The 25441-nt window shown below is 63.2% G+C and carries 23 protein-coding genes and 1 tRNA gene; 18 read left to right on the top strand and 6 right to left on the bottom strand.

The window, feature by feature from the left end; translation table 11 throughout:
- Positions 1-14: 14 nt before the first annotated feature.
- A complete protein-coding gene (locus YUU_RS52665) occupies positions 15-1238 on the bottom strand; it encodes an ROK family transcriptional regulator (RefSeq protein WP_245288181.1) in 1224 nt (407 codons plus the stop codon).
- Positions 1239-1435: 197 nt separating this feature from the next.
- On the opposite strand from YUU_RS52665, the gene YUU_RS0135120 reads away from it, so the two are divergent.
- The 4 genes from YUU_RS0135120 (at position 1436) to YUU_RS55350 (ending at position 5581) form a co-directional block, all read left to right on the top strand.
- Complete coding sequence (locus YUU_RS0135120; RefSeq protein WP_027526556.1) at positions 1436-2947, top strand: ABC transporter substrate-binding protein; 1512 nt, start codon at positions 1436-1438, stop codon at positions 2945-2947.
- Between the two features lie 54 nt (positions 2948-3001).
- The gene (locus tag YUU_RS0135115; protein ID WP_027526555.1) at positions 3002-3943 is read left to right on the top strand and encodes an ABC transporter permease; all 942 of its coding nucleotides are present in this window, start codon (positions 3002-3004) and stop codon (positions 3941-3943) included.
- The gene (locus tag YUU_RS0135110) at positions 3940-4812 is read left to right on the top strand and encodes an ABC transporter permease (RefSeq protein WP_027526554.1); all 873 of its coding nucleotides are present in this window, start codon (positions 3940-3942) and stop codon (positions 4810-4812) included. The genes YUU_RS0135115 and YUU_RS0135110 overlap by 4 nt, the downstream gene beginning before the upstream one ends.
- A 316-nt stretch (positions 4813-5128) precedes the next feature.
- Positions 5129-5581 (top strand): hypothetical protein, encoded by a 453-nt coding sequence (locus YUU_RS55350; RefSeq protein ID WP_027526553.1) that lies wholly within the window; start codon positions 5129-5131, stop codon positions 5579-5581.
- A 773-nt stretch (positions 5582-6354) separates the two neighbouring features.
- On the opposite strand, the gene YUU_RS0135100 is transcribed toward YUU_RS55350, so the two are convergent.
- Positions 6355-6429 (bottom strand) — tRNA-Gln (locus tag YUU_RS0135100).
- A 261-nt stretch (positions 6430-6690) separates the two neighbouring features.
- On the opposite strand from YUU_RS0135100, the gene YUU_RS0135095 reads away from it, so the two are divergent.
- Both YUU_RS0135095 and YUU_RS0135090 read left to right on the top strand, forming a co-directional pair.
- Positions 6691-8469, top strand: a complete 1779-nt coding sequence (locus tag YUU_RS0135095; protein ID WP_027526552.1) for an acyl-CoA dehydrogenase — start codon at positions 6691-6693, stop codon at positions 8467-8469.
- Between the two features lie 178 nt (positions 8470-8647).
- On the top strand, positions 8648-9409 hold the full coding sequence (locus YUU_RS0135090; RefSeq protein ID WP_027526551.1) for an enoyl-CoA hydratase-related protein: 762 nt from the start codon (positions 8648-8650) through the stop codon (positions 9407-9409).
- 207 nt (positions 9410-9616) lie between these two features.
- Here the strand turns inward: YUU_RS0135090 and YUU_RS0135085 are convergent, their stop codons facing one another.
- The gene (locus YUU_RS0135085; RefSeq protein WP_156944678.1) at positions 9617-9910 is read right to left on the bottom strand and encodes a hypothetical protein; all 294 of its coding nucleotides are present in this window, start codon (positions 9908-9910) and stop codon (positions 9617-9619) included.
- Positions 9911-10543: 633 nt separating this feature from the next.
- Here YUU_RS0135085 and YUU_RS0135075 point away from each other — a divergent pair.
- The 12 genes from YUU_RS0135075 (at position 10544) to YUU_RS0135020 (ending at position 22567) form a co-directional block, all read left to right on the top strand.
- On the top strand, positions 10544-11296 hold the full coding sequence (locus YUU_RS0135075; protein ID WP_027526548.1) for an outer membrane protein: 753 nt from the start codon (positions 10544-10546) through the stop codon (positions 11294-11296).
- Positions 11297-11515: 219 nt separating this feature from the next.
- Complete coding sequence (locus tag YUU_RS55345) at positions 11516-11950, top strand: hypothetical protein (protein ID WP_156944676.1); 435 nt, start codon at positions 11516-11518, stop codon at positions 11948-11950.
- Positions 11951-12059: 109 nt separating this feature from the next.
- Positions 12060-13721: a bifunctional UDP-sugar hydrolase/5'-nucleotidase gene (locus YUU_RS0135065; RefSeq protein ID WP_027526547.1), complete on the top strand. Its 1662-nt coding sequence runs from the start codon at positions 12060-12062 to the stop codon at positions 13719-13721.
- 133 nt (positions 13722-13854) lie between these two features.
- Positions 13855-14784, top strand: coding sequence for a histone deacetylase family protein (locus YUU_RS0135060; RefSeq protein ID WP_027526546.1), 930 nt, complete (start codon positions 13855-13857; stop codon positions 14782-14784).
- A gap of 72 nt (positions 14785-14856) precedes the next feature.
- Positions 14857-15108: an exodeoxyribonuclease VII small subunit gene (locus YUU_RS0135055; protein WP_027526545.1), complete on the top strand. Its 252-nt coding sequence runs from the start codon at positions 14857-14859 to the stop codon at positions 15106-15108.
- 248 nt (positions 15109-15356) lie between these two features.
- Positions 15357-16667 (top strand): hypothetical protein, encoded by a 1311-nt coding sequence (locus tag YUU_RS0135050; RefSeq protein WP_027526544.1) that lies wholly within the window; start codon positions 15357-15359, stop codon positions 16665-16667.
- 358 nt (positions 16668-17025) lie between these two features.
- Positions 17026-18954 carry a 1-deoxy-D-xylulose-5-phosphate synthase gene (gene dxs / locus YUU_RS0135045; RefSeq protein WP_027526543.1) on the top strand — a complete coding sequence of 643 codons (1929 nt, stop codon included), beginning with the start codon at positions 17026-17028 and terminating at the stop codon, positions 18952-18954.
- Between the two features lie 186 nt (positions 18955-19140).
- Entirely contained in the window at positions 19141-19695 is a 555-nt protein-coding gene (locus YUU_RS0135040) for a nucleoside 2-deoxyribosyltransferase (protein ID WP_027526542.1), read from the top strand.
- Positions 19696-19720: 25 nt separating this feature from the next.
- Complete coding sequence (locus YUU_RS0135035; protein ID WP_027526541.1) at positions 19721-20455, top strand: TlyA family RNA methyltransferase; 735 nt, start codon at positions 19721-19723, stop codon at positions 20453-20455.
- Entirely contained in the window at positions 20448-21695 is a 1248-nt protein-coding gene (locus YUU_RS0135030) for a class I SAM-dependent RNA methyltransferase (RefSeq protein WP_027526540.1), read from the top strand. The genes YUU_RS0135035 and YUU_RS0135030 overlap by 8 nt, the downstream gene beginning before the upstream one ends.
- A gap of 68 nt (positions 21696-21763) precedes the next feature.
- On the top strand, positions 21764-22066 hold the full coding sequence (locus YUU_RS0135025) for a DUF1778 domain-containing protein (protein ID WP_027526539.1): 303 nt from the start codon (positions 21764-21766) through the stop codon (positions 22064-22066).
- A 3-nt stretch (positions 22067-22069) separates the two neighbouring features.
- Entirely contained in the window at positions 22070-22567 is a 498-nt protein-coding gene (locus YUU_RS0135020; RefSeq protein WP_027526538.1) for a GNAT family N-acetyltransferase, read from the top strand.
- Positions 22568-22662: 95 nt separating this feature from the next.
- Here YUU_RS0135020 and YUU_RS0135015 read toward each other — a convergent pair whose 3' ends face one another.
- From YUU_RS0135015 to YUU_RS0135005, 3 genes are read right to left on the bottom strand one after another with little or no spacing between them, the layout of a single operon-like run.
- Positions 22663-23514, bottom strand: coding sequence for an ABC transporter permease (locus YUU_RS0135015; protein WP_027526537.1), 852 nt, complete (start codon positions 23512-23514; stop codon positions 22663-22665).
- Position 23515: 1 nt separating this feature from the next.
- Positions 23516-24361: an ABC transporter ATP-binding protein gene (locus tag YUU_RS0135010; protein WP_027526536.1), complete on the bottom strand. Its 846-nt coding sequence runs from the start codon at positions 24359-24361 to the stop codon at positions 23516-23518.
- Positions 24358-25404 carry an ABC transporter substrate-binding protein gene (locus YUU_RS0135005; RefSeq protein WP_027526535.1) on the bottom strand — a complete coding sequence of 349 codons (1047 nt, stop codon included), beginning with the start codon at positions 25402-25404 and terminating at the stop codon, positions 24358-24360. Before YUU_RS0135005 ends, YUU_RS0135010 begins: the two co-directional genes overlap by 4 nt.
- Positions 25405-25441 lie beyond the last annotated feature (37 nt).

Here is a 25441-nt window from a genome sequence, read left to right as displayed (position 1 = left end):
GATGGAGTATTCTGTCATGCGGCGACTTCTTCTGCCGCGAAGGGCAAGGTCAGCGGGCCAGCATCCCTGCCGATGCCGAACAGAGAGCGGTGCACAAGGTCGATCGCGCTGCCGATCGCGCCGATCAGTGTGGCGCGACTACCGAGCGCACTCAGCTCGATACGAACCGGCTGGCGCATACAGCGTCCGAGGTATTCGTCGATGCGGCGCTTCAACTCGGGCCGGGCGCCAATACTGCCGCCCACGATGATGATTTCTGAATCGAGCACGCTCTGCACGGCAAGGATGGCGCTCGTCAGGATGCGGCCGATCTCGTCGACCGTGATACGGGCGGCTTCCTCGGTGTCGAGCCGCTCGAAGATATCGCGCACCGTGCTGCCGAGCGAGCCGCCGAGTCCAACATAACGCTCGACAATGCCGGCGCTGCCGACGGCGGTTTCCAGCGTACCCAACCGCAGACCACGTGCGTCGTAAGGATCACCACCGAGTGGTAGGTAGGCGATTTCGCCGGCCGCGCCACGTGCGCCGCGCACGAGATAGCCATCCGAAAAGATGCCCATGCCGATACATGTACCGACAGCGATAAAGGCAAAGCTGCGAACCTTCCGACTGCTGCCGCGCCAATGCTCCCCGATCGCGGCAAGATTGACGTCGTTCTCGATGACAACCTCGATGCCGAGTTGCTCGCGCAATGCGGCTCTCACGTCCAAGCTGTCCAGGCCGGGAATGTTGGGCGCTATGACAATGCTGCCTGACACTGGATCAACCATGCCCGGACTTCCCATCACGCCGCCGCGCAAACGCTGTGCCGGTACACCCGCCTGCTGAAGCAGCGCATCCTTCATTCGCACGATCTGAGCGACAACAGCATGGCCACCGTCGTTGGACGTCGGTTCTATGCTCTCGGCAACGATCTCACCGTGCAGGTCGGCAAGTGCGACATGCAATTTCGTACCACCGAGGTCGATGCCCAGCACAAAGGCGGCATCTCCCCGAAGCGCGTAAGTCACCGCGCTCCTCCCAACGCTGCCCTGGATTTGCCCGTCCTCGTGCACCCAACCTTCGCGTTCGAGCTCGCGCATCACTTCCGAGATGGTCTGCTTGGACAGGCCCGTGCCGCGCGCGATTTCAGCACGCGAGACCGAGCGATCACGCAGCAAACGCTGAACTACAAGACGCACGGACTGTTGCCGCGCAATGGGAGAAGACGGAACATCTTGCATGAAGCGCGCGTCCAATTAGTCAATTAGTAGAACTAAAGTGCCATACGTGGTCCCGTCAAGAGGGCGTCTATGAGTTATTCTGGCACATTTTCGCTGAAATTCACAGGCTTGTTGAGGGTCACCAACCGTATTTGTTCGCGATATTTACAAATTGACCCGCTCATGCTTGTCTTGCCGCCGGGAGCAAGCCTAGGGACGAAAGGATCGCCGTAATGAATCGGATCGGATTGGCGCTGGCGGCATTTCTCACGATTGCATCTGGCCTGGCCTCGGCTGATGCCGCGACGCTGCGGGTCGGCATTCAGGACGATCCCGATGCACTCGACCCCGCGCTCAGCGGCACTTACGCCGGACGCTTCGTATTCGCGGCCCTATGCGACAAACTCGTCGATATCTCGCCTGACCTCAAGATCGTGCCGCAACTGGCGGAGGCTTGGGACTGGTCTGCGGACGGCAAGTCAATCACCTTCACACTGCGCAAGAACGTCACCTTCCACGATGGCACCTCGTTCGACGCAGCGGCGGTCAAATTCAACATCGAGCGCATGAAGACGATGCCGGATTCCAAGCGCAAGGCCGAGCTTGCGCCGATTCAAGACGTTGAAGCGCTCGCGGCGGACAAGGTGAAGTTGAACTTATCCGAGCCATTCGTTCCCCTGCTTGCCAATCTCAGCGATCGCGCCGGCATGATGGTGTCGCCCAAGGCCGCCACAGAAAAAGCCGGCGAGTTTGCCGCCGCCCCGGTCTGTGCCGGTCCGTATCAATTCGTCGAGCGGAAGTCGCGCGATCTCATTCGCGTCAAGAAATATCCTGGTTACTGGAATGCCGGACAGATCGGCTATGATGAGGTCGTCTACTCCTACGTGCCTGATTCAACGGTACGATTGTCACGGTTGCGGGCCGGTGATCTCGACCTCGCCGAGCGAATCGCGCCGACCGACCTCAAGACCGTGCGCGACGACGCGAATCTCGTTCTGCATTCCGGCCAGGGACTTGCTGTTTCGCATCTGATGTTCAACGTCGGTGCAGGTACGAAGGCTGATACGCCGCTCGGCAAGAACTCGACATTGCGCCAAGCCTTTGAGCTGTCAATCGACCGCAACGTCATCAATCGCGTCGCCTTCAACGGCGAATTCCTGGCGGACAACCAGATGATCCCGCCGTCCTCTCCCTTCTACGACAGCGCGCACAAGGCCCCTACTCGCGACATAGCGAAGGCGAAGGCGCTGATCGCCGCCGCGGGGATGACCCGCGTACCGATCGAAATCCAGTTCGAGAACACGGCCGGAGATTCCCGGGTTGCGCAAATCATTCAGTCGATGGCGGCCGAAGCGGGTTTCGACGTCAAGCTGTTACCGATGGAGACCGCGACGGCAATCGAGCGCTACATGAACGGCAATTTTGAAGCTTATATCGGCAACTGGAGCGGCCGCGCGGATCCGGACCCAACCCTGGTCGCCTTTTTCAGTTGCGCAGGTTCCCAGAACGTCAACAAGTACTGCAACAAGGATCTCGATGCGATCCTGAATCAAGCCCGAGCGGAGGCCGACGACGCCAAACGCAAGGCGCTCTACGTCAAGGCGACGGATGTCTATCTCAGCGACCTATCGTCGATCCCCCTCCATCACCCAAACTGGTTCTTTGCAGCTCGTAAATCGGTCGCTGGCATCGTCATGGTCCCCGACGGTCTTCTGCGGCTGGTCGGTGTAAGGCCCGTGAATTGATGCAAACCCCTCCAACATGCAGCACCGCGACCAAGTGAGGAACAGTCTGCCTCGATGAAGACTCTGGTTCTGCGCCGGCTCGCCGTCTTGTTACCGACCCTGTTGCTGGTGTCGATGATGGTGTTCGGACTGCAGAAGCTGCTGCCCGGCGATCCCGCGCTGGCGCTGGCCGGAGAAGAACGCAATCCCGAAGTCGTGGAATACCTTCGGCAGAAATATCGCTTCAATGATCCGATCCCGGTGCAGTACGGCGTCTGGCTGAAATCGGTGATCCAGGGTGATTTTGGCACGTCGGTGCGCACCCGCTTGCCGATCGGCAGGATGCTGGCGGAAAAACTGCCGGTGACGATTGAGCTCGCGATCCTCTCGATGCTGGTCGCTCTGCTTGTCGGATTGCCCATCGGAATCTTCGCTGCGCTGTGGCGAGGAACATTTCTCGACTACGGCGCGAGCCTATTCGGACTGGCCGGCCTGTCGATTCCACACTTCTGGCTCGGGATCATGCTCATCCTCTTGTTCTCGGTTAACCTCGGCTGGCTGCCCGCGGGAGGTTTCGTCTCGCCGTCTGAAAGCGTAGGGCGAAACCTACTTGCGATGCTAATGCCTGCTTTAGTGCTGGGTACGGGCACCGCCGCGGTCATGATGCGCCATGTCCGCAGCGCGATGATCCAGGCCATGAAGCAGGATTATGTGCGTACGGCCCGCGCCAAGGGTGTCCGCGAAGGCACCATTGTGCTGCGCCATGCGCTGCCGAATGCGCTGATCCCGGTAGTGACTCTGGGCACGTTGCAATTCGGAGAGCTCCTGGCCGGAGCGGTACTGACGGAGCAAGTCTTTTCGATACCTGGTTTTGGCAAGATGGTCGTTGATGGCGTGTTCAGTCGCGACTATGCAGTGGTTCAGGCAGTTGTGCTCTGCACTGCAGCTGTCTTCCTGCTGATGAGCCTGATTGCCGACGTGGCTTATGCCCTGCTCAACCCGAGGCTTCGATCATGAGCACGATTGAAGCGGAGCCGGTTGCACTTCCAGCCCGTCGACGTAGCCGTTCAGAGCTGCGCCGGCTGCTCCACGAGCCTTCTGCGGTGATCGGCGGCGCGATCATTCTGTTCTTCGCCGTGCTCGCTGTGTTCGCATCATGGCTCGCCCCCTACGATCCAAACGCACCGGATTGGATGGCCATTCGTGCCGCGCCCAACGCAATCCATTGGTTTGGTACGGATGATCTCGGTCGAGACGTACTCTCCCGCGTCGTCTTTGGCACACAAGCCTCGCTTGCCGCCGGCATGATCTCCGTCACTGTCGCAGTCTTGATCGGCCTTCCCCTGGGTCTCATCGCCGGCTATTTTGGCGGCATCGTCGACATGGTGATATCGCGCCTCGCAGACGCTCTGCTCGCCTGCCCCTTTCTCGTTCTTGCGATTGCACTGGCCGCGTTCCTCGGTCCCAGCCTTGAGAATGCGATGATCGCAATCGGCATTTCCGCCGTTCCGGTATTTGTGCGCGTTGCGCGTGCCGAGACACTGGTTGTCCGAACGGAGGATTACATCGCGGCGGCCCGTTCCCAAGGGCTTGGTCATTTCGCCATCTTGGCAGGGCAAGTGCTACCAAATGTTCTCGCGCCGACGATCGTGCAGGCGACACTCACGATGGCCATTGCAGTTCTGGCCGAAGCGAGTCTTGCTTTCCTTGGTCTTGGTCAACTTCCTCCGCTTCCCTCCTGGGGTGCCATGCTCGATGTGGCGAGGCAGTTTCTCAGCGAGGCGCCATGGATGGCATTCTGGCCCGGCCTCGCAATCATCGCTCTCGTAATCGGCTTCAACCTGATCGGTGATGGTCTGAACAGTGCTTTAAATCCCAGACACTAGCCGGCCGAATGCCTCGATAAATTGCCGGCCTCTCCCAGGCGTCTGTTCTTGAGCCTCTCGACGAGTTCCTCGCTGCGATCGAGGATCGGATTGCGAAGCCTCCGACGGGCCCGGATATCCTCGGCGCAACACAGTTCTCGACTTCTCGTGGTGTCGCGCTTCGATGCGAAGCCGCAAGGCACGTAAGATTGGATGTCGTTACCAAGACCGCTGGGCAACAATCAGACTAGGCTCGCCGTGGACTCGTCGCATCGCGGTTCCGTTGTTCGCGTAGAGCCCTTTCAGGGTCGCGTGATCGGCGTCGTAGCGATTGCGGTTGGCCTCATTCCGCGCGATCGAAACAGGCGGCTACCAGGTCGGCTCTCTCATCGACGGCAGCTTCAAGCGCTTTCCGGAGACTTTCGAGGATCTCGGTTGGCAGCGCACCGGTCGCATCAAGTGCGGGACCGAATCGAACGGCGGATTCCGGAACATCGCCATTTCAAACTGCGTCTTTGAAAGCTGTCGCGGCCTTGCGCTCGAGACAGTCGATGGCGGAATCATGGAGGACATCACCGTGACAGGGGTCAGTATGCGCGACATCCGCAACGCGCCGCTATTCGTGCGTCTCGGATCACGTCCGCGCGGCCCCACCGGCATTGCGATTGGCACACTCAAGCGCGTTCTGATCAGCAATGTCACCTGCAACGCGCTCCTGAACGATATGCCATCGATCATTAGCGGCGTTCCAGGACATGCGGTCGAAGACATCAAGATCAGGTACGGCTGAGATGGCCGCGCTCCAACCCTCCGAGCAACCGAGCGACTGTCCTGAGCCCGCTCTGTTTGGCTCCTTGCCGGCGCAGCACTTCTACATACCTCACGCGAAGAATCTTGAATTCAGCAATGTCGAACTGCGGGCCGTGACCATCGACGCACGCCCATCGTTTGGTTCGGCGACGCGAAGGGCGCCGACCTCATTCGCGTCAAGCTGCTCCACGGTCTCGGCGCGGCCGTATCGCTCAATGAGGTTTCCGATTTCCGCGCTCTCGCCAGCCGCGGCCTCAAGGAGGTATCGATCAAAGGTCCGATTTCAAAACTGCAGCTCTGAACACAAGGCTAATTCTCTCTCCAGCGGCGTTACCATCTCAACCAAGCGCGTAAGCTAGCATGCCTGCTATCATCCGGCGAACTCAGTCGCCAAAATCGTAGATTGGCGCAGAAAATCGTGGTCCGTGGTAGCGGGGACCGACTCGAACCACCGAGCGTTTGGCGAACTGCAGCACGCGCCAATTGCTCAAAAGTGCATCATCTTGACTGCCTGTCCGATTTGTTCGCCGTAATACGCAATTTTACGATGAGGGAGTAACAGACCTGCTCGAGTAGCGTCCGCGGTATATGTTGGGCTGAAAGCCACGGAGCTAAGCCAAGATGGTCGATGCAATGGACGACGCCGTTTAGTTCGACTCTGGACCTGAGCATTGGAAGCTGCATTTCCAAACGCGTCAGAAAAACTTGGCGGGAATGGAGCTGCTTACATAGCGAACTCAGCGGCTTAAGTGCTGGCTGGGGCGGGAGGGATCGAACCTCCGAATGGCGGAATCAAAATCCGCTGCCTTACCGCTTGGCTACGCCCCAAAACCGCCTTCGGGAACGGCGCCAGAACAGGCTACCGCGGATTCCCTTCGGGTCCCGCCGGTCTACAGAGAGTAGCCGGCCATTTCAACCGCCTCCGCGCGCAAATTGGCCGGCGGCGGGGGCGTTTGCGCCACTCTTTATTATGGGCGCCCTGCCCGCGCCCGGCCTGGCTTGCCAGTCACGAAACTTGGCCCTCCCGGCCATTGAGACCCCGGCGGTTTCGTGGGAATACGGCGCCAACGAGGTTTCCGGGAGTACGCCATGACCTACCGCGCGCCGATCAACGACATGCTGCTTTCGCTCAATCACGGCGCGGGCCTCAAGGCCGCCGTGGAGGCCGGCCATTACGGCGATTTCGACGCCGATATCGCAGCTGCCGTGCTGGAGGAAGCCGGCAAGTTCGCGACCGACGTTCTTGCGCCGCTCAACCGAGTCGGCGACGAGAACGGCATCAAGCTCGATGATGGCAAGGTCACGACCGCGCCCGGCTGGCCGGATGCCTATAAGCGCTGGACGGACGGCGGCTGGAACGCGGTGTCGGGGCCGGAGGGGTTCGGCGGCCAGGGCCTGCCGCTCGCGATCAACGCGGCCTGCACCGAGATCTGGAGCGCCTCCAACGTCGCCTTCGGCCTCTGCCCGCTGCTGACGGCCTCCGCGATCGAGGCGCTGGAGGCGCATGGCAGCGACGAGCTGAAGCAGATCTATCTCGAAAAACTCGTCACCGGCGAATGGACCGGCACGATGCAGCTCACCGAGCCGCAGGCCGGCTCCGACGTCGGCGCGCTGCGCACCCGTGCCGAGCGGCAGGCCGACGGCACCTATCGCATCAAGGGGACGAAGATCTTCATCACCTATGGCGAGCACGACATGACCGACAACATCGTGCATTTCGTGCTCGCGCGCCTGCCTGATGCACCCGCCGGCACCAAGGGAATTTCTCTGTTCCTTGTTCCCAAATTCATGGTCAACGTCGACGGCTCGCTCGGCGCGCGCAACGACATCTATGCCAGCGGCGTCGAGCACAAGCTCGGAATGCACGCCTCCCCCACCTGCACCATGACCATGGGCGATCATGGCGGCGCGATCGGCTTTCTGATCGGCGAAGAGAACCAGGGCATGCGCTGCATGTTCACGATGATGAACCAGGCCCGCCTCGGCGTCGGCCTCGAAGGCGTCGGCGTCGCCGACCGCGCCTATCAGCAGGCGCTGGCTTACGCGCAGGAACGCAAGCAGGGTCGCGCCCTCGGCAAGAAGGGCGACGGCTCCGATGCCATCATCGTGCATCCCGACGTCAAGCGCATGCTGATGCGGATGCGCGCACAGACCGCGGCCGCGCGCACCATCTGCTATGCGACGGCAGTCGCAATCGACGTCTCGACGCGCGCCAGGGATCCCGGCGTGCGGGTCGAGGCCGCGGCGCGCGCGGCGCTGCTGACGCCGATCGCAAAGGCCTATTCGACCGATGTCGGCAACGAGGTCGCCTATCTCGGCGTCCAGGTGCATGGCGGCATGGGTTTCATCGAGGAGACCGGCGCGGCCCAGCACTACCGTGACGCCCGCATCACCGCGATCTATGAAGGCACCAACGGCATCCAGGCGATCGACCTCGTTACGCGCAAGCTGGCGGCCAACGGCGGCACCGCAGTCTGGGGGCTGCTCGGCGAGCTCTCCGGCATCATCAAGCAGGTCGAGGCCTCCAACGATCCCGCCTTCGGCACCACCGGCGTCAAATTGCGCGAGGCGCTGGACGCGCTCAAGCGCACCAGCAAGTGGCTCCTGGAGCGGCTGGCTGAGGCGCCGAACGACGCACTCGCCGGCGCCACACCCTATCTCCAGCAGTTCGGTGCGACGCTCGGCGGCTGCATGCTGGCAAGCGAGGCGCTCGCGGCCAAGAGCGACGGCAACCTCGATGCGCCCCGCTACGTCTCGCTCGCCCGCTTCTTCGCAGAGAACATCACCGTGCAGGCCACCTCGCTGGAGCGCACCGTGACGGAGAGCGCGGAGTCGGTCGCAGCGGCGGACGCGGTGCTGCTGGGGTAAGAACTGCGCACTGTTCGCTCCGTCATCCCCGCGCAACCGCGAGGGGGTGGGATGCACCGCCCCCACCGTTGAAAACGGCAACCCCAGGTTTTGCAGTTCCGCAAGATGATGTAGGCTGACAGCAAAACGACAGGCTGGCGGCAACGGTGCTGCGGGCCGCTATTGGGGACTGGGAAGCATGGCCGGCCAGATTGTTGTGACACACGAGGGCGCGATGCGCGTGATCACGCTGCGCCGGCCGGACAAGAGGAACGCGGTCACGCAAGCCATGTACCGCGACATCGGCCACGCGATCGACACGGCGCAGAACAACCCGGACATCCGCTGCCTCATCATCACCGGCGGCTCCGGCGCCTTCAGCGCAGGCAACGACATCGAGGAGTTCCTGGCCGATGCCACGGCGAGCCCCGAGACGCCGAGAGCCTCCAATGCCATCAAGCTGCTTTATTCGCTCGCCCACAATGTGAAGCCGATCATCGCCGCCGTCGACGGCGTCGCGATCGGAATCGGCACGACCATGCTGTTCCATTGCGACTACGTGCTCGCATCGACGGCTGCGACTTTCAGGACGCCGTTCGTCCCGCTCGGACTGATCCCGGAGGGCGCATCAACCCTCTTGATGCCGCGCACCATGGGCTACCAGCGCGCCTTCGCGATGCTGGTGATGGGACGCACCTTCACCGCCGCCGAGGCGCAAAATGCCGGTTTCGTCAACATGGTCGTCTCACCCGGACATACCGAGGCCGAGGCCAAGAAGGTGGCGCGCGACATCTGCAAGCTGCCGGCGGACGCGGTCGCGATCTCGCGCAAATTGCTGCGCCTGCCGCCGGAGGAACTGACGCGCCGCATCGACCAGGAGAGCCATCTCTTCGGCGAACGAATACGCTCGAAGGAAGCCATCGCCGCATTCAAGGCGTTCTTCGCGAGGAACAGGCATTAGGCACTTCCTCTCGCCGCGCTTGCGGGGAGAGGTCGGAATTCAAGCGCGGTTTGAATTCCGGATGAGGGCGAGCTTCCGGGCTCACGTGTTGAGACGGCGACCCTTTGCACGCTTTCAACGCTGATCGATGCGAGGCTTGGGTTAGATCAAGCTTCGCTTCGCACCACCTCGTCGACGCCTTGGCTACCGGAGACACGACGGCGCCGATTATTGGTCCTTCAAGGTTCCCAGCGACACCGTTCCTTCGCAACCGGCGGCGATGCCGTCGACCACGCGAACGAACGCCGTTCGATATCCGCTGCCGAGGACATCGACCTTGCTGCCCTGCGGAGCCCTGCAAGAGAGCAAAGGCCCCACGGCACTTTCGTTCTGCGAAGCGGCGACGGCCAGCTTGCTGAAGCGACTGAGCGCTTCCGCGTCCTTGAAAATCAAGACTGTCGGCGAGTTGCCTTTGTCGCGCAACACCTTTGCTTCGCTCGCAGCCGTGGTCGCGATCGTCATGATCACAGCAAGAAAATAGGCCGGTTCGGAAAGCCTCGGCATGGTCGGGTCCAGGCACGTCAGGCCAATCTTCATGGCCAGGAAGGAACAAAATCGATTGACCTAGGTCAAAGGTGGACCCGGCTCCTCGCATGAACTGCAGCCCCCGACACCAATATTCGCCCACGCGTCGTGTGAAATGCAGCCAACCTGGTACGTCACCTTCGAGAGCCGCAAGACCGGTCTCCTGCCCAAGAGGCGAAGCCCGCGCGAAACCAGAACATTTGCAACGGAAGCCGAAGCCAAAATCTTCGCACGTGCAAAGCTGGAAGACGGACTGATCGTTTTCGCAGGCACGATAAATCCCCATTCCCCGAGGCGTCTCATCCCGTCCAACGGCGTCCATCTCTGGCTTGCGGAAAGCCAGGAGGATTCAACACAACGCGCGGCTCCTTCCGATGATGATGGCTGAGCGCGCACCGATCATGAGTCGCGCAATTTTTCGATTGCGGTTGAGTGTTGCCATTTTGTTACGGGGGCCTAAACGCGGCGCGACTAAACTTGAGGCTGGAATGGCAGAGATGTGCACGCGATCGTGCACGCGAATTTATTGATTGAAGAAGACCCGCACTAGGGGACATGGAGACAATCAGGATGAAGAAACTATTAATGGCCGCTGTCGGCCTCGCGGCCTTGGGCATGGCCGCTCCCGCATCGGCTGCCGACATGGCCGTCAAGGCACCGCCGCCTCCGCCCGTGGTGACGATCTACAACTGGAGTGGCTTCTACATCGGCGCCAATGGCGGATGGGGCCAGAGCCACAATTGCTTGGATTTCGTCACCGTTCTAGGAACAGTCGCTAGCGGTTGCAGCGATCGTTCCGGAGGCGTCGTCGGCGGACAAATCGGGTATCGCTGGCAAACCAATCAGTTTGTGTTCGGGTTGGAGGCACAAGGCGATTGGGCCAACCTCAGGAACACGCGCGTTAGCCTGCTCGATCCGACGCTCTCAACCACGGTGAAAACCGACGGCATCGGCCTCTTCACGGGTCAAATCGGTTGGGCGTGGAACGCGGCACTGCTCTACGTGAAGGGCGGCGCGGCCGTGACCAGCAATAACCTTACTATATTCGACAACATCACCGGGCTCGGTCTGGTCTCGGCAAGTAACACGCGCTGGGGCGGCACCTTGGGTGTCGGCTTTGAGTATGGCTTCGCACCGAACTGGTCGGTTGGTTTTGAATACGACCATCTGTGGATGGGGCACGCGAACAACTCCTTCTCCGTGGTCGATCCGCGCCTTGCCGGCGTCCTCAACGACCGGATCAGCCAGGATGTCGACATGGTCACCGTGCGCTTCAACTACCGCTTCGGCGGTTACGGCGCGCCGGTCACCGCGCGCTACTAATCAAGCACTGGTTACCCACCACTGGAGCCCCGGCATAGCCGGGGCTCTTTTTGTCGCTCGGCGAATGGCACAAATTGCACAACCAACGTCTCGCCGAAGCGCAACCATCATCTGGTCTCGACGGCGCGGCGAAGATGCACATAGCTTGATCTGAATCAACTCGTGCCGGACAAACGCGGCCGAGCATGCACAAATGGTAGGGGGGTCTTGGAGCATCGTATGCCCCTGGCCCGGTACTTTGCGTTGATCGGCGTCGCCCTGCTCGTGCTGCTGTTCATTGCGGACGCCTGCGTGACGACGTCTCCCGTTGCCGAAAAGGCGGATTCCAATCGCATTGCCATTCGTATCCGGTCCGAGATGAAATTGCCGGAGCGCGTGGTCTACGACACCAGCCAGCCGACCATCGTTGTTGCTCCGATCGCGAACGACGAGCGCAGCACCCCGAAGTCGACAACGACCACCGCGGACAAGACACGCGAGGCATTTGCGCAATTTCAGCCATCCGATGCCGCGCGTCCGGCCGCGCCGAAGGCGAGAGCGCGTGAGACGAGACCGTCGCACCAGCACAAGGCGACAAGGAGGCGCGCGCCGCCATACGAGTTCATGATGGCACGGCAGGCGCATTTTGGCTGGTTTGGCCCCAGCATGTGGTGAGGGATGCGTCAACGCCACGAATCGGATTCTCGTTTACGAGCGTTCGCGATCGACGAATTGAAGCAACAAGCATCGTGAAATCTTTGCGTGGAGCGTCTAATCTTGTTCCATGCGATGCTCCCTCCGCCCGATATTCGCCACGCTGGCGCTCGGCTGCGCCCTGCCCGCTCTTGCCCAGAGCGCGACGCCGGTCGAACTGCGCATCCTCGCGATCAACGACTTCCACGGCAATCTCCGCCCGCCGCCCGGCGGCATCCGCATCGGCGATCCCGAGGACAAGTCCAAGAAGGTGTCGGTCGCAGCGGGCGGCGCCGAGTACATGGCGACGCTGGTCAAGCAGCTTCGCGAGGGCCGCAAGAACACGATCTTCGTCGCAGCCGGCGACCTCATCGGCGCGAGCCCGTTCTTGTCGGCGATGTTTCATGACGAGCCGTCGGTCGAGTCGCTGTCGACGATGGGGCTTGCGATCACCTCGGTCGGCAATCACGAGTTCGACGAGGGCAAGACCGAGCTGCTCAGGATGCAGAACGGCGGCTGCCATCCGGAGGACGGATGCCAGGGACCGCATCCCTTCACGGGTGCCAAATTCCATTATCTGGCGGCCTCCACCATCGATACCGCGACCGGCAAGAGCATCCTGCCGCCCTATGAGATCAGGGAATTCGACGGCATCCCCGTCGCCTTCATCGGGCTGACGCTCAAGGGCACCGCCGGCATCGTCTCGCCGGCCGGCATTGCCGGGCTCGAATTCCGCGACGAGGCCGAGACGGTGAATGCGCTTGTTCCGCAGCTGAAGGCGCGCGGCGTCGAGGCGATCGTGGTCCTGATCCACGAAGGCGGCGAGCCGACCGGCGACTACAATGAATGCCCGGGCATTTCAGGGCCTATCGTCGACATCGTCAAGAAATTCGATCGCGCGGTCGACGTCGTCGTCAGCGGCCACACGCATCGGGCTTACGTCTGCAACATCGACGGCCGGCTCGTCACCAGCGGCGACAAGTACGGCACGCTGGTGACCGCGATCGACGTCACGCTCGATTCCACGACGCGCGACATCGTCAGCGCGAAAGCCGAGAACGTCATCGTCGCGAACGCCTCGCTCGCCAAGGATCCCGATCAGACCGCGCTGATCGAGGCCTACGACAAGCTCGCAGCCCCCATCGCCAACCGTCCGGCTGGCTCGGTGACACAGACATTGTCGCGCGTGCCCAACGACGCAGGCGAGAGCGCGCTCGGCGACGTCATCGCGGATGCGCAGTTGGCGGCGACGAAGGACGCGAAGGACGGCGGCGCCGTCATTGCCGTCACCAATCCCGGCGGCATCCGCACCGACATCGTGCCGAAGGAGAACGGCGCGGTGTCCTTTGGCGAAGTGTTCGCGAGCCAGCCGTTCCGCAACCGCCTCGTCACCCTGACGCTCACGGGCAGCCAGCTCAAGGAGATGCTGGAGCAGCAATGGCTCGATCCAAAGCGGCCGCGGATACTCCAGGTGTCGAATGGCTTCAGCTATGTCTGGGACGCCTCAAAGCCGTTCGGCGAGCGCGTCGCGGCCGACAAGATGACGCTCGACGGCAAGCCGATCGATCCGGCATCGAGCTACCGCGTCACCCTCAACGACTATCTCGCCGTCGGCGGCGACGGTTTCACGGTCGCCAAGCAGGGCACCTCGCCGCAATATGGCGGCTACGATGCGGATGCGCTGTTTGCCTTCTTCAGGGTGCACGGCCCGATCGGCCCGCTGCCACCGACCCGCATCCAGCGCACCAATTGATCCGGATCAAACGGCCCGGAACGGGACCACCTTTGCCATTCCCGGCCAAAGCCCTACATTGCGTTTTGCATTGCCTTTTGGCGCCGGATGCGCCAAGCGACGTCAAAAGCCCGTTCGCAGTGAGCCCGACCTGATGAGCACGCTTCTTCTCTCCCACAAGGCCTGCCTCGACCATGTCACGCCGCAGGGCCATCCCGAGCGGCCGGACCGCCTGCGCGCGGTGGAGGAAGCGCTGTCGCACGAGCGCTTCCAGTTCCTGGTGCGCGACCAGGCGCCGGAGGGCAATCTCGACCTCGTCACGCTCTGCCACAACGAGCATTACGTCACCGAGCTTCGCCACATCGCGCCGACCAGCGGCCAAGTCTATATCGACGGCGACACCTCGATGTCGCCGGGTACCTGGGAAGCCGTCATGCGCGGGGTCGGCGGCGCAGTTGCCGCGACCGAGGCCGTGATGGCGGGCGAGCACCGCAACGCCTTCGTCGCGGTGCGCCCGCCCGGACACCATGCCGAGATCGGCAAGCCGATGGGCTTCTGCTTCTTCGATAATGTCGCGATCGCCGCGCGCCACGCGCAGCGCAAATACGGCATCAAGCGTGCGGCCATCGTCGATTTCGACGTGCACCACGGCAACGGCACACAGGACATCTTCTGGTCGGATCCGACCGTGATGTACTGCTCGACCCATCAGATGCCGCTGTTTCCAGGCACCGGCGCGCGCTCCGAGCGCGGCGATCACGACACCATCGTCAACGCGCCGCTCGCCTCCGAGGACGGCGGCCCTGAATTCCGCGACGCCTTCGAGAATTTGATCCTGCCGCAGCTGACGAAGTTCAGCCCCGAGCTTCTCATCATCTCCGCAGGGTTCGACGCGCATTACCGCGATCCGCTGGCCTCGCTGAACCTGCGCGGGGAGGACTATGCCTGGGTCACGCGGAAGCTCATGGACCTCGCCGACAAGACCGCGGGCGGACGCGTTGTTTCGGTGCTCGAGGGTGGCTATGACCTGCAAGGACTGAAAGAATCTGTTACGGCGCATGTCGGCGCCCTGATGGGCGCCTGACGACACCCGCCACATTGCGCCCGCAAAATCTTGCTTCGTAACTTAGCGAAGGGCGGGCAATCGGAAACTGATATGGCCGAAAACACCCAAATCGACGTCACCAGGCTGACCTTTGAGCGCGCGATCGAGGAACTCGAAACGATCGTGAAGCGCCTCGAGGAGGGCAAGGTGCCGCTGGAAGAATCGGTGGCGATCTATGAGCGCGGCGAGGCCTTGAAGCGCCGCTGCGAGGAACTCTTGCGCCAGGCCGAGGCCCGCGTCGACAAGATCACCACGGACGCCAGCGGCCAGGCGAGCGGCACCGCGCCCCTCGACGTGCAGTAGCCGCCTTTCCCCGATACCCCCAAGCCATTCAGAACATTCAGGGAATGCGCCCGAAGGCCGCGCAGCCAGGCCGCAAATAGCTCTTGGCCTGTCCCGCGGACTGCTATAGTCCCGAGGCAGGGAATGCGGACCGGGCCAACGGTCCGGGCGAACATCGACGTTCTACGTCGAAGAAGCGCGTCAATCGGGGGAGAGAGGCTGGGGCGCCTGACGGGGCCCCAAGGCCGGCTTGCGGGATCACAAGGTCAGTGCGCGTTCAGAACCGCCATATCATCTATGTGCAGGGCTACGATCCGCGCGGCCTCGCGCGATATTATCGCATGTTCCGTACCGAGCTGCGCAAGTTCGACCGGCTCTACCAGCTCAAGACCACGATCAGCAGGCCGCAGGATCTGAGCGAAGGCGAGATCGCGTCGTGGAGCATCGAGACCCGCGCGGACGACTGGCAGACCCGCACGGCCTATGACTTCCTGCGCTTTGAGGATTTCATCAAGCGCGACCTCGCCCAGCCGATCCGCAAGACCGTGTTCGCTGCGCTCTGGGTCTACTGCCAGCTCGTGTTCGGCGGCACCATCGCGCGCTTCGCCAAGGCGAACTGGCGATTCGCGACCTTCGTCAGCTACCCCTATCTGGTGCTGCTCGCGGAGGCGCTGTGCGCGGCCGGCGTCGCATGGCTGTTCCGCAAAGGGCTGGATGCATTCGGCGTCCCCGATCCCTTCAGCCTGCTCGCAGCCGCCGCACTGTTCGTAGCGCTGCTCGGCACCACGCTGAAATACACGGAGGAGAGGACCTATGTGCTCTATCTCCTGCGCGACCACATCTGGACCTGGGAATTCGCCCATCGCCGCCAGCCGGAGTGGGACCGGCGCATCGACCGCTTTGCGGAGCATCTGTGCAAGGTCGCGCGCACCACGCGCGCAGAGGAGATCGTGCTGGTCGGCCACTCCTCGGGCTCGTTCCTCGCCATCGAGATCCTGGCGCGCGCGCTCAAGCTTGATCCTGCGCTCGGGCAACGCGGCGGCCGCGTCATGCTGCTTACGGTCGGCGGCAATTGTCCGGTCGTCGGCTATCACGCGGCGGCACAGGACTTCCGCGACCGTTTGCGCGAGCTCGCGGTCGAGCCCTCGATCGAATGGATCGACTGCCAGGCCCGCAAGGACGTGATGAACTTCTTCCAGTTCGATCCGATCGCGGGCCACGGCATCGACGTCGGCGCGGCACGCTGCAATCCCGCCGCCATCGTGCCGGTGCGCTTTCGCGAGATCATCGCGCCGGAGCACTACAAGTTGTTCCGCTGGCAGTTCTTCCGCGTCCATTTCCAGTTCGTGATGGCCAATGAGCGCCCCCACGCCTACGACTTCTTCATGATCGTGTGCGGCCCGGTTCCCTTGCGGGAACGGATGGCCATGCCGGACGCGGCGCTTGCGGTCGCGCTAGGGGACGCCTCGGCCCGCGAGTTTGCCTGGCGACGGCTGGAATTGGAAAATTCCTGTCCCCGCGGTCAAATTCCTGCCGCGGAACTCGGCAAGATGGAACCACCGGCCCGGAGCCGGGGTTAACCAAACCGGCCCAAGGCTTGCAGGCTCATACCCTGTCCAGGGGCCTAACGGGTTGGCTTTGGCGGCAGCTTTGGTGTAAAGGTGCGCGGACTATGGCTATTTGAGAGCCTTTCGTAAGCAAATATTGCTGACGGCAAGTGCTTCAAATAGCTAATGAAATTGGCTGGGACGGGTGACGCCGAGCTGAGTGACAAGATCACAGAGACTGAACCGGAGCGCACTTAGGCTCACTTAAGCTTGAAGAAGGGGCTTTGCCCCTGCGCAGGTGGCTCCGACAGTCAGGGCTCGCGCTGCGCCAATATTGTGCATACCCATCTCGCGCCGGACGGTCGTCCGGCCCTTAAAATTGGAAATCGCCGTGAACGCATACAGCAAGACGCCGCTTCTCGACACCATCCGAACGCCGGATGACCTGCGCAAGCTCAAGATCGAGCAGGTCCACCAGGTCGCAGACGAGCTGAGGCAGGAGACGATCGACGCCGTTTCCGTGACCGGCGGTCACTTCGGCGCGGGCCTCGGCGTGGTCGAGCTGACCACCGCGATCCATTACATCTTCGATACGCCGCGCGACCGGCTGATCTGGGACGTCGGCCACCAGGCCTATCCGCACAAGATCCTGACCGGGCGGCGCGACCGCATCCGCACCTTGCGCACCGGCGGCGGCCTCTCCGGCTTCACCAAGCGCAGCGAGAGCGACTACGATCCGTTCGGCGCGGCGCACTCCTCGACCTCGATCTCGGCCGGCCTCGGCATGGCGGTGGCGCGCGACCTCGCCGGCGGCAAGAACAACGTCATCGCCGTGATCGGCGACGGCTCGATGTCGGCAGGCATGGCCTATGAGGCGATGAACAATGCGGGCGCGATGAACTCCCGCCTGATCGTCATCCTCAACGACAACGACATGTCGATCGCCCCGCCGGTCGGCGCGATGAGCGCGTATCTGTCGCGGCTCTACTCCGGCAAGACCTATCGCACGCTGCGCGAAGCGGCCAAGCAGATCAACAAGCGCCTGCCCAAGATCATCGCCAACCGCGCCAACCGCGTCGAGGAATACTCCCGCGGCTTCATGATGGACGGCGGCACGCTGTTCGAGGAGCTCGGCTTCTATTACGTCGGTCCGATCGACGGCCACAATCTCGACCACCTGCTGCCCGTTCTGAAGAATGTGCGCGACATGGAGACCGGCCCGATCCTGGTCCACGTCGTGACCCAGAAGGGCAAGGGCTACGGCCCGGCGGAAGCCTCCGCAGACAAGTACCACGCGGTCGTCAAGTTCGACGTCGCGACCGGCACTCAGGCCAAGGCCAAACCGAATGCGCCGGCCTACCAGAACGTGTTCGGTCAGAGCCTGGTCAAGGAAGCCCAGAAGGACGACAAGATCGTCGCCATCACCGCGGCAATGCCGTCCGGCACTGGCGTCGACATCTTCAACAAGGCGTTCCCCAACAGGACCTTCGACGTCGGTATCGCCGAGCAGCACGCGGTGACGTTTGCCGCCGGCCTCGCCACCGAAGGATACAAGCCGTTCTGTGCGATCTACTCGACCTTCTTGCAGCGCGGCTACGACCAGGTCGTGCATGACGTCGCGATCCAGAGCCTGCCGGTGCGCTTCGCCATCGATCGCGCCGGCCTCGTCGGCGCTGACGGCGCGACGCATGCGGGCTCGTTCGACAACGCCTATCTGGGCTGTCTGCCGAACATGGTGATCATGGCGGCCTCCGACGAAGCCGAAATGGTGCACATGGTCGCGACCCAGGTCGCGATCAACGACCGTCCGAGCGCGCTGCGCTATCCGCGCGGCGAGGGCCGCGGCGTCGAAATGCCCGAGGTCGGCATTCCCCTCGAGATCGGCAAGGGCCGCGTCGTCCGCCAGGGCAACAAGATCGCCCTGCTCTCCTTCGGCACCCGTCTTGCCGAGTGCGAGAAGGCGGCCGACGAGCTCGCCGCGCACGGCCTCTCCACCACGATCGCGGACGCGCGCTTCATGAAGCCGCTCGATACCGACCTGGTGCTCAAGCTCGCCCGCGAGCACGAGATCCTGATCACGATCGAGGAAGGCTCGGTCGGCGGCTTCGGCTCGCATGTCGCGCAGTTCCTGACCGACCAGGGCGTGCTCGACAGCGGCGCGGTGCGGTTCCGCTCGATGGTGCTGCCCGACGTTTTCCTCGACCACGACACGCCGGCCGCGATGTACGGCCGCGCCGGTCTCGACGCCAAGGGCATCGTCGCCAAGGTGTTCGAGGCGCTCGGCAAGGATGTGAAGACCGAGACGGTCAAGCTCGCCTGAGTCTGTTTACCTCTCCCGCTTGCGGGAGAGGTCGGATCGCGAAAGCGATCCGGGTGAGGGCTTTCCCCTCTTGGGGGTTCTCGATTGCGGAGACACCCTCTCCCCAGCCCTCCCCCCGCACGCGGGGGAGGGAGCGCAGTTTTCGCCGCGGTGCGCAGCTCGCCTGATTCTCCTGAACGGTTCCCCATGAAAATCTATCTGGCAGGCCCCGACGTGTTCCTGCCGGATGCGGTTGAGATCGGCCGGCGCAAGGTCGCGATCTGCGCTGCCCAGGGGCTCGACGGCCTTTATCCCCTCGACAACGCGATCGATCTCACCGCGCCCGATGCTTCGCGGCAGATCTTCACCGCCAACGAGGCGATGATGGATGCCGCCGAGGCCATCATCGCCAATCTCACACCCTTCCGCGCCGCGGGCGCCGACCCCGGCACTGTCTACGAACTCGGTTACATGGCCGGCCGCGGCAAGCTGTGCCTCGCCTACTCCAACGATCCCGCCGTCTATGCCGACCGCGTCGGCCGCTTCATGGATGTCACGACCGAGGACGGCCGCCTGGTCGATGCGCAGGGACTGACGATCGAGGATTTTGGCCTGGTCGACAATCTCATGATGATCCACGCGCTGGAGCTGCACGGCTGCCCGCTGGTGACGCCGGCAAAGATGCCCGTCGACGTCTGGCACGATCTCGCCGCGTTCGAGACTTGCGTCCGGATGGCGGCCGCGCGACGCTTGCTTACATAAGCGCTTTGGTCGTCCGGAGAACCTGATGTCCCCTCCCCGCAAGCGCGCGGATGTTCTTCTGGTCGAGCGCGGCCTGTTCGAGAGCCGAGCGCGGGCGCGCGCGGCGATCGAGGCCGGGCTCGTCACCGCCAATGACAAGCCCGTCACAAAACCCTCCGAGACCATCGCGGAGAATGCTGTGCTCCAGGCCGAGCCGGCGCATCCTTATGTCTCGCGCGGCGGCGTCAAGCTCGCCGGTGCGCTGGAACGCTACCCCATCGAGATCGAGGACCATGTCTGCCTCGACGTCGGCGCCTCCACCGGCGGCTTCACCGAGGTGCTGCTGGCAAACGGCGCGAGCCTCGTTTTCGCCGTCGATGTCGGGCGCGAGCAGCTGCACCCCTCGCTGCGCGGTCATCCCAGGATCGTCTCGATGGAGGAGACCGACATCCGCTCTTACGAAGGCAAGCGCCTGCCGGCGCGGCCCGATATCGTCGTCATCGACGTCAGCTTCATCTCGCTGAAGACGGTGCTGCCGGTGGCGCTGTCGCTGGCGGCGGCACCGATGAGCCTGCTCGCGCTGATCAAGCCGCAGTTCGAGGCGGAGCGGAAGCATAACAAGAAGGGGATCATCCGCGACGCCGACGTGCATCAGGAGATCTGCGACGATATCGCGGCCTTTGCCGCCTCGCTCGGCTGTACCGACATCGAGGTATTTCCCTCGCCGATCACTGGTGGCGACGGCAACGTCGAATTCTTCCTGGGCGCGCGCCGTGGTTGAGCGCCTGAAGATCGATCACGTCGGCCATCGCGGCGACGGTGTCTGCCTCGACGAACGCGAGGCGATCTACGTGCCCTATGCGCTCGGCGGCGAGACCGTCGAGGTCGAGCAGGTTCCCGGCCATCATCCGGACCGCCGCAAGCTGCTCGCGGTGGATGTGGCAAGCCCCGAGCGCATCGCGCCGTTTTGTCCGCATTTCGGCGTCTGCGGCGGCTGCGCGATCCAGCATTGGGCGGCCGCGCCGTACCAGGCCTGGAAGCGCAACATCGTGGTCGAGACGCTGGCACAGGCCGGCGTCGCGTGCGAGGTGGCGCCGCTGGTCGACGCCCATGGCGCGGGACGCCGCCGCATCACACTGCATGGCCGGTTCGGCACGCATGAGATCCTGAAAGTGGGCTTTGCTGCGACGAGCTCGCATGACGTCATCCCGATCCATCGCTGTCCGATCCTCGATCCCTCGCTCGAAGGTGCGCTCGATGCGGCCTGGGCAATCGCCGAGCCGCTGACGTCGAAAATGGCGGTGACCAAGCCGCTCGACATCCAGGTCACTGCAACCGAGAACGGCCTCGATGTCGACGTGCGCGGATCGGGTCCGCTGCCGGCCGCGATGGTCGCGGCCGTTTCGGGCGTCGCCGAGCAGCATCGCCTGGCGCGGCTGACGCGGCATGGCGAGCTCGTGCTGCAACGGCTGCCGCCGACGCTGCGCATGGGGCGCGCAGAGGTGACGCTGCCCCCGGGCTCTTTCCTCCAGGCAACTGTGGCGGGCGAAGAGACGCTGGCCGCGCTGGTGAGCGAGCGCGTCGGCAAGGCGAAGGAGATCGTCGATCTCTTCTGCGGCGTCGGTCCCTTTGCCTTGAGACTTGCGGAGAAGGCGCGCGTCACGGCCTATGACAGCGACGCCGGCGCTGTCGCGGCGCTCGCGAAAGCTGCGCGTACCCCGGGCCTGAAGCCGATCACGGCCACGCCGCGCGACCTGTTCCGCCGTCCCCTGGTGCCGCAGGAGCTGCGCGACTTCGACGCCGTCGTGTTCGACCCGCCACGCCAGGGCGCGCAGGCGCAGGCGCTAAAACTCGCCGCAAGCAAGGTGCCAGTCGTGATCGCGGTGTCCTGCAACGTCGCGACGTTCGCACGCGACGCGCGGCTGCTGATCGATGGCGGCTACAAGCTCGAGGCCGTCGTGCCGGTCGACCAGTTCCGCCACACGCCGCATGTCGAGCTGGTGGCGCGGTTCAGCCGGTAGATCGACCACACAGCGGCACTTTTCATGTATTGCAAAATGCGCTACAGTAGGACCTCATTTTGTGGAGATTGCCCATGGCTGCCCGGCGCAAGGAACATCCGTTGTCGATGCGATTGCCCGAATCCGACATCGCGATCATCGATCGGGCGGCAACGCTGCGCGGCCGCTCGCGCACTGATTTCGTACGTGACGCGGCCGTTCGCGCTGCAGAGGATGTGTTGATGGAGACACTCCCTATCCGAATGAGTGCCGCAGGGTTCAAAGCATTCCTCGCTACGATATCCGAACCTGCCAAGCCCGTGCCGGAGCTGAAGGAGATTTTTCGGCGGGCTGCGCCTTGGGAGACCGGCAGCTCGAAGGCTAGGAGCTGAGGCTTGGCCATTTCCGGCCCGGAACCGCCCACGGCAGAACACGATCTCGAACCCTTTTCCTGTGGCAAGCCGTCGCTCGACCGCTGGCTCAAGACGCGAGCGCTCTCCAACCAGCAGAAGGGCTTCACCGCCGTCATCGTGGTTCATGAAGCAAATCAGGTGATCGGCTATTATGGCCTCGCGCCAACGGCGATCGTGCCTGCGCATTTGCCGCGATCAATCCGAACCGGACAGCCCCCGGCCCCCGTCCCCTGCCTGCTCCTCGGACAACTCGCAACGGATCAGAACTGGATAGGCAAGGGTGTCGGGACCGGACTCCTCAAACATGCGCTCGAGCGTTGCGTGACCGCCGCCGGCCTGATCGGTGGGCGCGCTCTCGTCGTGAATGCGGTTGACCTTGACGCGGCTGCCTTCTGGTCGCGGCGCGGCTTCGTCCCATCCAAAGATGATCCGTTGATCCTGTTCAGGTCGATCGCAGACATTGCTGCCTCGCTGCCTTAGTGACCGCGCACGGCGACGCGTGGCTCCTTATCGATGGCGACTACAAGCTCCGGACTGCAGGAGTGCATGACGGAAGCTTCTCGAATCCTGCAGCCTTATGCCGACGGCTCGAATTGCGGCTGCCAGCGCAGCAGGTAGGACTGCAGCGAGCGTACGGCGACCGCGAGCAAAATGCCGACGAACATCATGACGAAGATGGCGACCATCATCTCGCTGGCGTTGGCGCGCGCTTCCGCTTCGATGATGAGCTTGCCGAGCCCGCGTTCGGCGCCGATGAATTCGCCGACGATAACGCCGATCAGCGCAAAAGACACCGCCGGCAGGAGCGAAGCGAACACCCAGGCGAGCGCGGACGGGATCACGACGGTACGCAGCACGGTGAATTCGCTGGCGCCGAGCAGACGGGCGACTGCGATCTGGTCGCGATCGACCGCGCGCGTTCCCTCAAAGGTGTTGAAGAACACCACGAAGAACACGACCAGCCAGGCGGTCGCGATCTTGGAGAGATCGCCGAGGCCGAAGATCAGGATGACGAGCGGCACCAGCGCGATGCGCGGGATGGAGTTGAGCGCCACGATGTAGGGGCCGAACACGCGGGCCAGGAAATCGGAACGGCCGAGGATCAGGCCGGCCGCGATTCCGCTCAAAGATCCGAACAAGAATCCCCACCAGGTGTTTTTCAACGTGACCAGCGTGGCGAGCCACAGATTATTGTCGTTGCCCTTGATGCAGGCGGCAAAGCCAGCGGCGTCAGAGAAGCAGCCCAGCCGCAGAAAACTCTGCCAGATCAGCGACGGCTTGGCGACGAAATAAGGATCGAGGATTTTTGGCACGTAAGCCTTCGGCAGCAGCGCCTTGCTCCATTCAAAGCCCCACTGCCAGATGACGAGCACAGCTGCGAGAATGGCCAGTTGCCAGAGCAGGATCACGGTTCGGCTTTTCGCCATGTCAGTCAGCCCTGGTGCGGCGGAATTCTTCGCCGAGGGAATGCCAGATGTGGGAATAGAGGCGGCCGAATTCGGCGGTCTCGCGCACGGCCACGGGATCGCGCGGCCGCGCGATGGCGACGTCGAAATCCTCCTTGAGCCGCCCGGGCCGCGCCGAGAGCAGGATGATGCGGCTTGCGAGTGTCAGCGCCTCGCCGAGGTCGTGCGTCACGAACAGCACGGTCTGCCGCTCGCGCTCCCAGATCTCCAGCAGAGTCTTGTGCATCTCGAGCTTGGTGTGGGTATCGAGCGCGCCGAACGGTTCGTCCATCAGCAGGATTTCGGGCTCCAGGATCAGCGTCCGCATCAAGGCGACGCGCTGGCGCATGCCGCCGGAGAGCATGCGCGGGAAGCTCTGCGCAAAACCTGTGAGCCCGGCCTTCTCCACGGCCGAAGCGACGCGCCGGGCGCGCTCCGTCTTCGGCAGCCCTGCGATCTCCAACCCATAGCCGATGTTCTGCTCCACGGTCCGCCAGGGAAAGAGTGTGTCGCGCTGGAAGACATAGCCGACCCTGGGGTTGACCTTGCCGGTCTCGACGGTGTCGTCGTCGATGAGGATGCGCCCGCCCGAGCGCGGCAACAGCCCCGCCACCATGTTGAGAATGGTGCTCTTGCCGCAGCCGGATGGGCCGAGCAGCGCGACGAACTCGCCCTGCTTGACTTCGAAGGACACATCATCGACCGCCACGAACTCCCGGCCAGATGCATTGAAGCGTTTGGCGAGACATTGCACGGCGATGCGCGTGCGCGCCGCGGCCCTGTCGTCGTCTCTCGCGCGCGCGAGGCCCGGGCTGGGTGCAGCCATCATTTGTATTTCGCCCTGGCTGCCTCAAGGAAGCTCATGTCGACGACATCCTCATACTTGGTTTCGGGAATGTCGGTGCCCTTGCGGTACCAGGGCTTGGCGCCGCGTTCGAACGAGGACTTGTCGATAACCCCGTCATAGGCCCAGGTCGACTTGTCGAAGCCGAGCTCGGCGCTGATCGCATCGGGGTCGATGCCGGAGAAATATTTCGGCGTGACCAGCGCCTGCACGTCCGCGAGCGGCGTCGTCTTCACGAAGGCCATCGCGCGGTAGATCGCGTTGACGTAGCCCTGCACCATCGCCTTGTCCTGCTCGACCGTGTCCTGGAGTGTGTAGATCACGAGCACGGGCAGCGTGCCGCCGAAATCCTTCTCGAACACACCGGGCTTTGACGTGTCGTAGATCGTCCTGCCAAACCCCTTCTTCTCGACTTCGACGATCCAGCTCGGCGGCGCCATGATGGCGTCGAACTGCTTGGTCTGGAGCGAGGGGAACATCGTGTTGGGCCCTCCGCCTGCGACCCAGTTCACCTTGTCGGCGAGACCGCGCGCCTCGAACACATAGGTGCCGAACACCCAGGTGCCCGAGCCGATCGCAGTGGCTGCGACGATCGGCTTGGCCCCGTCCGCGCGCTTGTAGTCCGCAAGCTTCTCGACCGAATTGATGCCGCTCTCATAGAGATCCTGCCGGACCATGATGTTGGCGTAGGAACACACCATCTCGGTCGCAAGCAGGATCTTGCAGGGCTTGCCGCGCGCGCTGAGCTGGAGCGGATGGCTGGCATCGCCATGCGCGAACAGCGCCTGCCCTGCCGCCAGCGTCTGGCGGCCGAACGTGCCGGCATTGCCGGTCACGAGCTTTGAATCGAGCCCTTCGTCCCTGAAGTACCCCTTCAGCTCCGCGATCATGCCGATGGCGTAGACCGGCGACACCGGTCCGAAAGCGAGCGAGACCTGCTTGCCCTCCGCGCGCAATCGTCCCGGCAGCAGCGATGCGCCGGCCAATACGGAGCCCGCGATCAGCGCCTGACGCCTGGTAATGCTCATGTGCTCCTCCCTGTCTTCTGTCTTGATCGCGCAAGCA

It is taken from the genome of Bradyrhizobium sp. Ec3.3, assembly GCF_000472925.1.
Lineage (GTDB): Bacteria > Pseudomonadota > Alphaproteobacteria > Rhizobiales > Xanthobacteraceae > Bradyrhizobium.
Note: the sequence above shows the minus strand (reverse complement) of the source record. Positions and strands in the feature narration are given on the sequence as shown.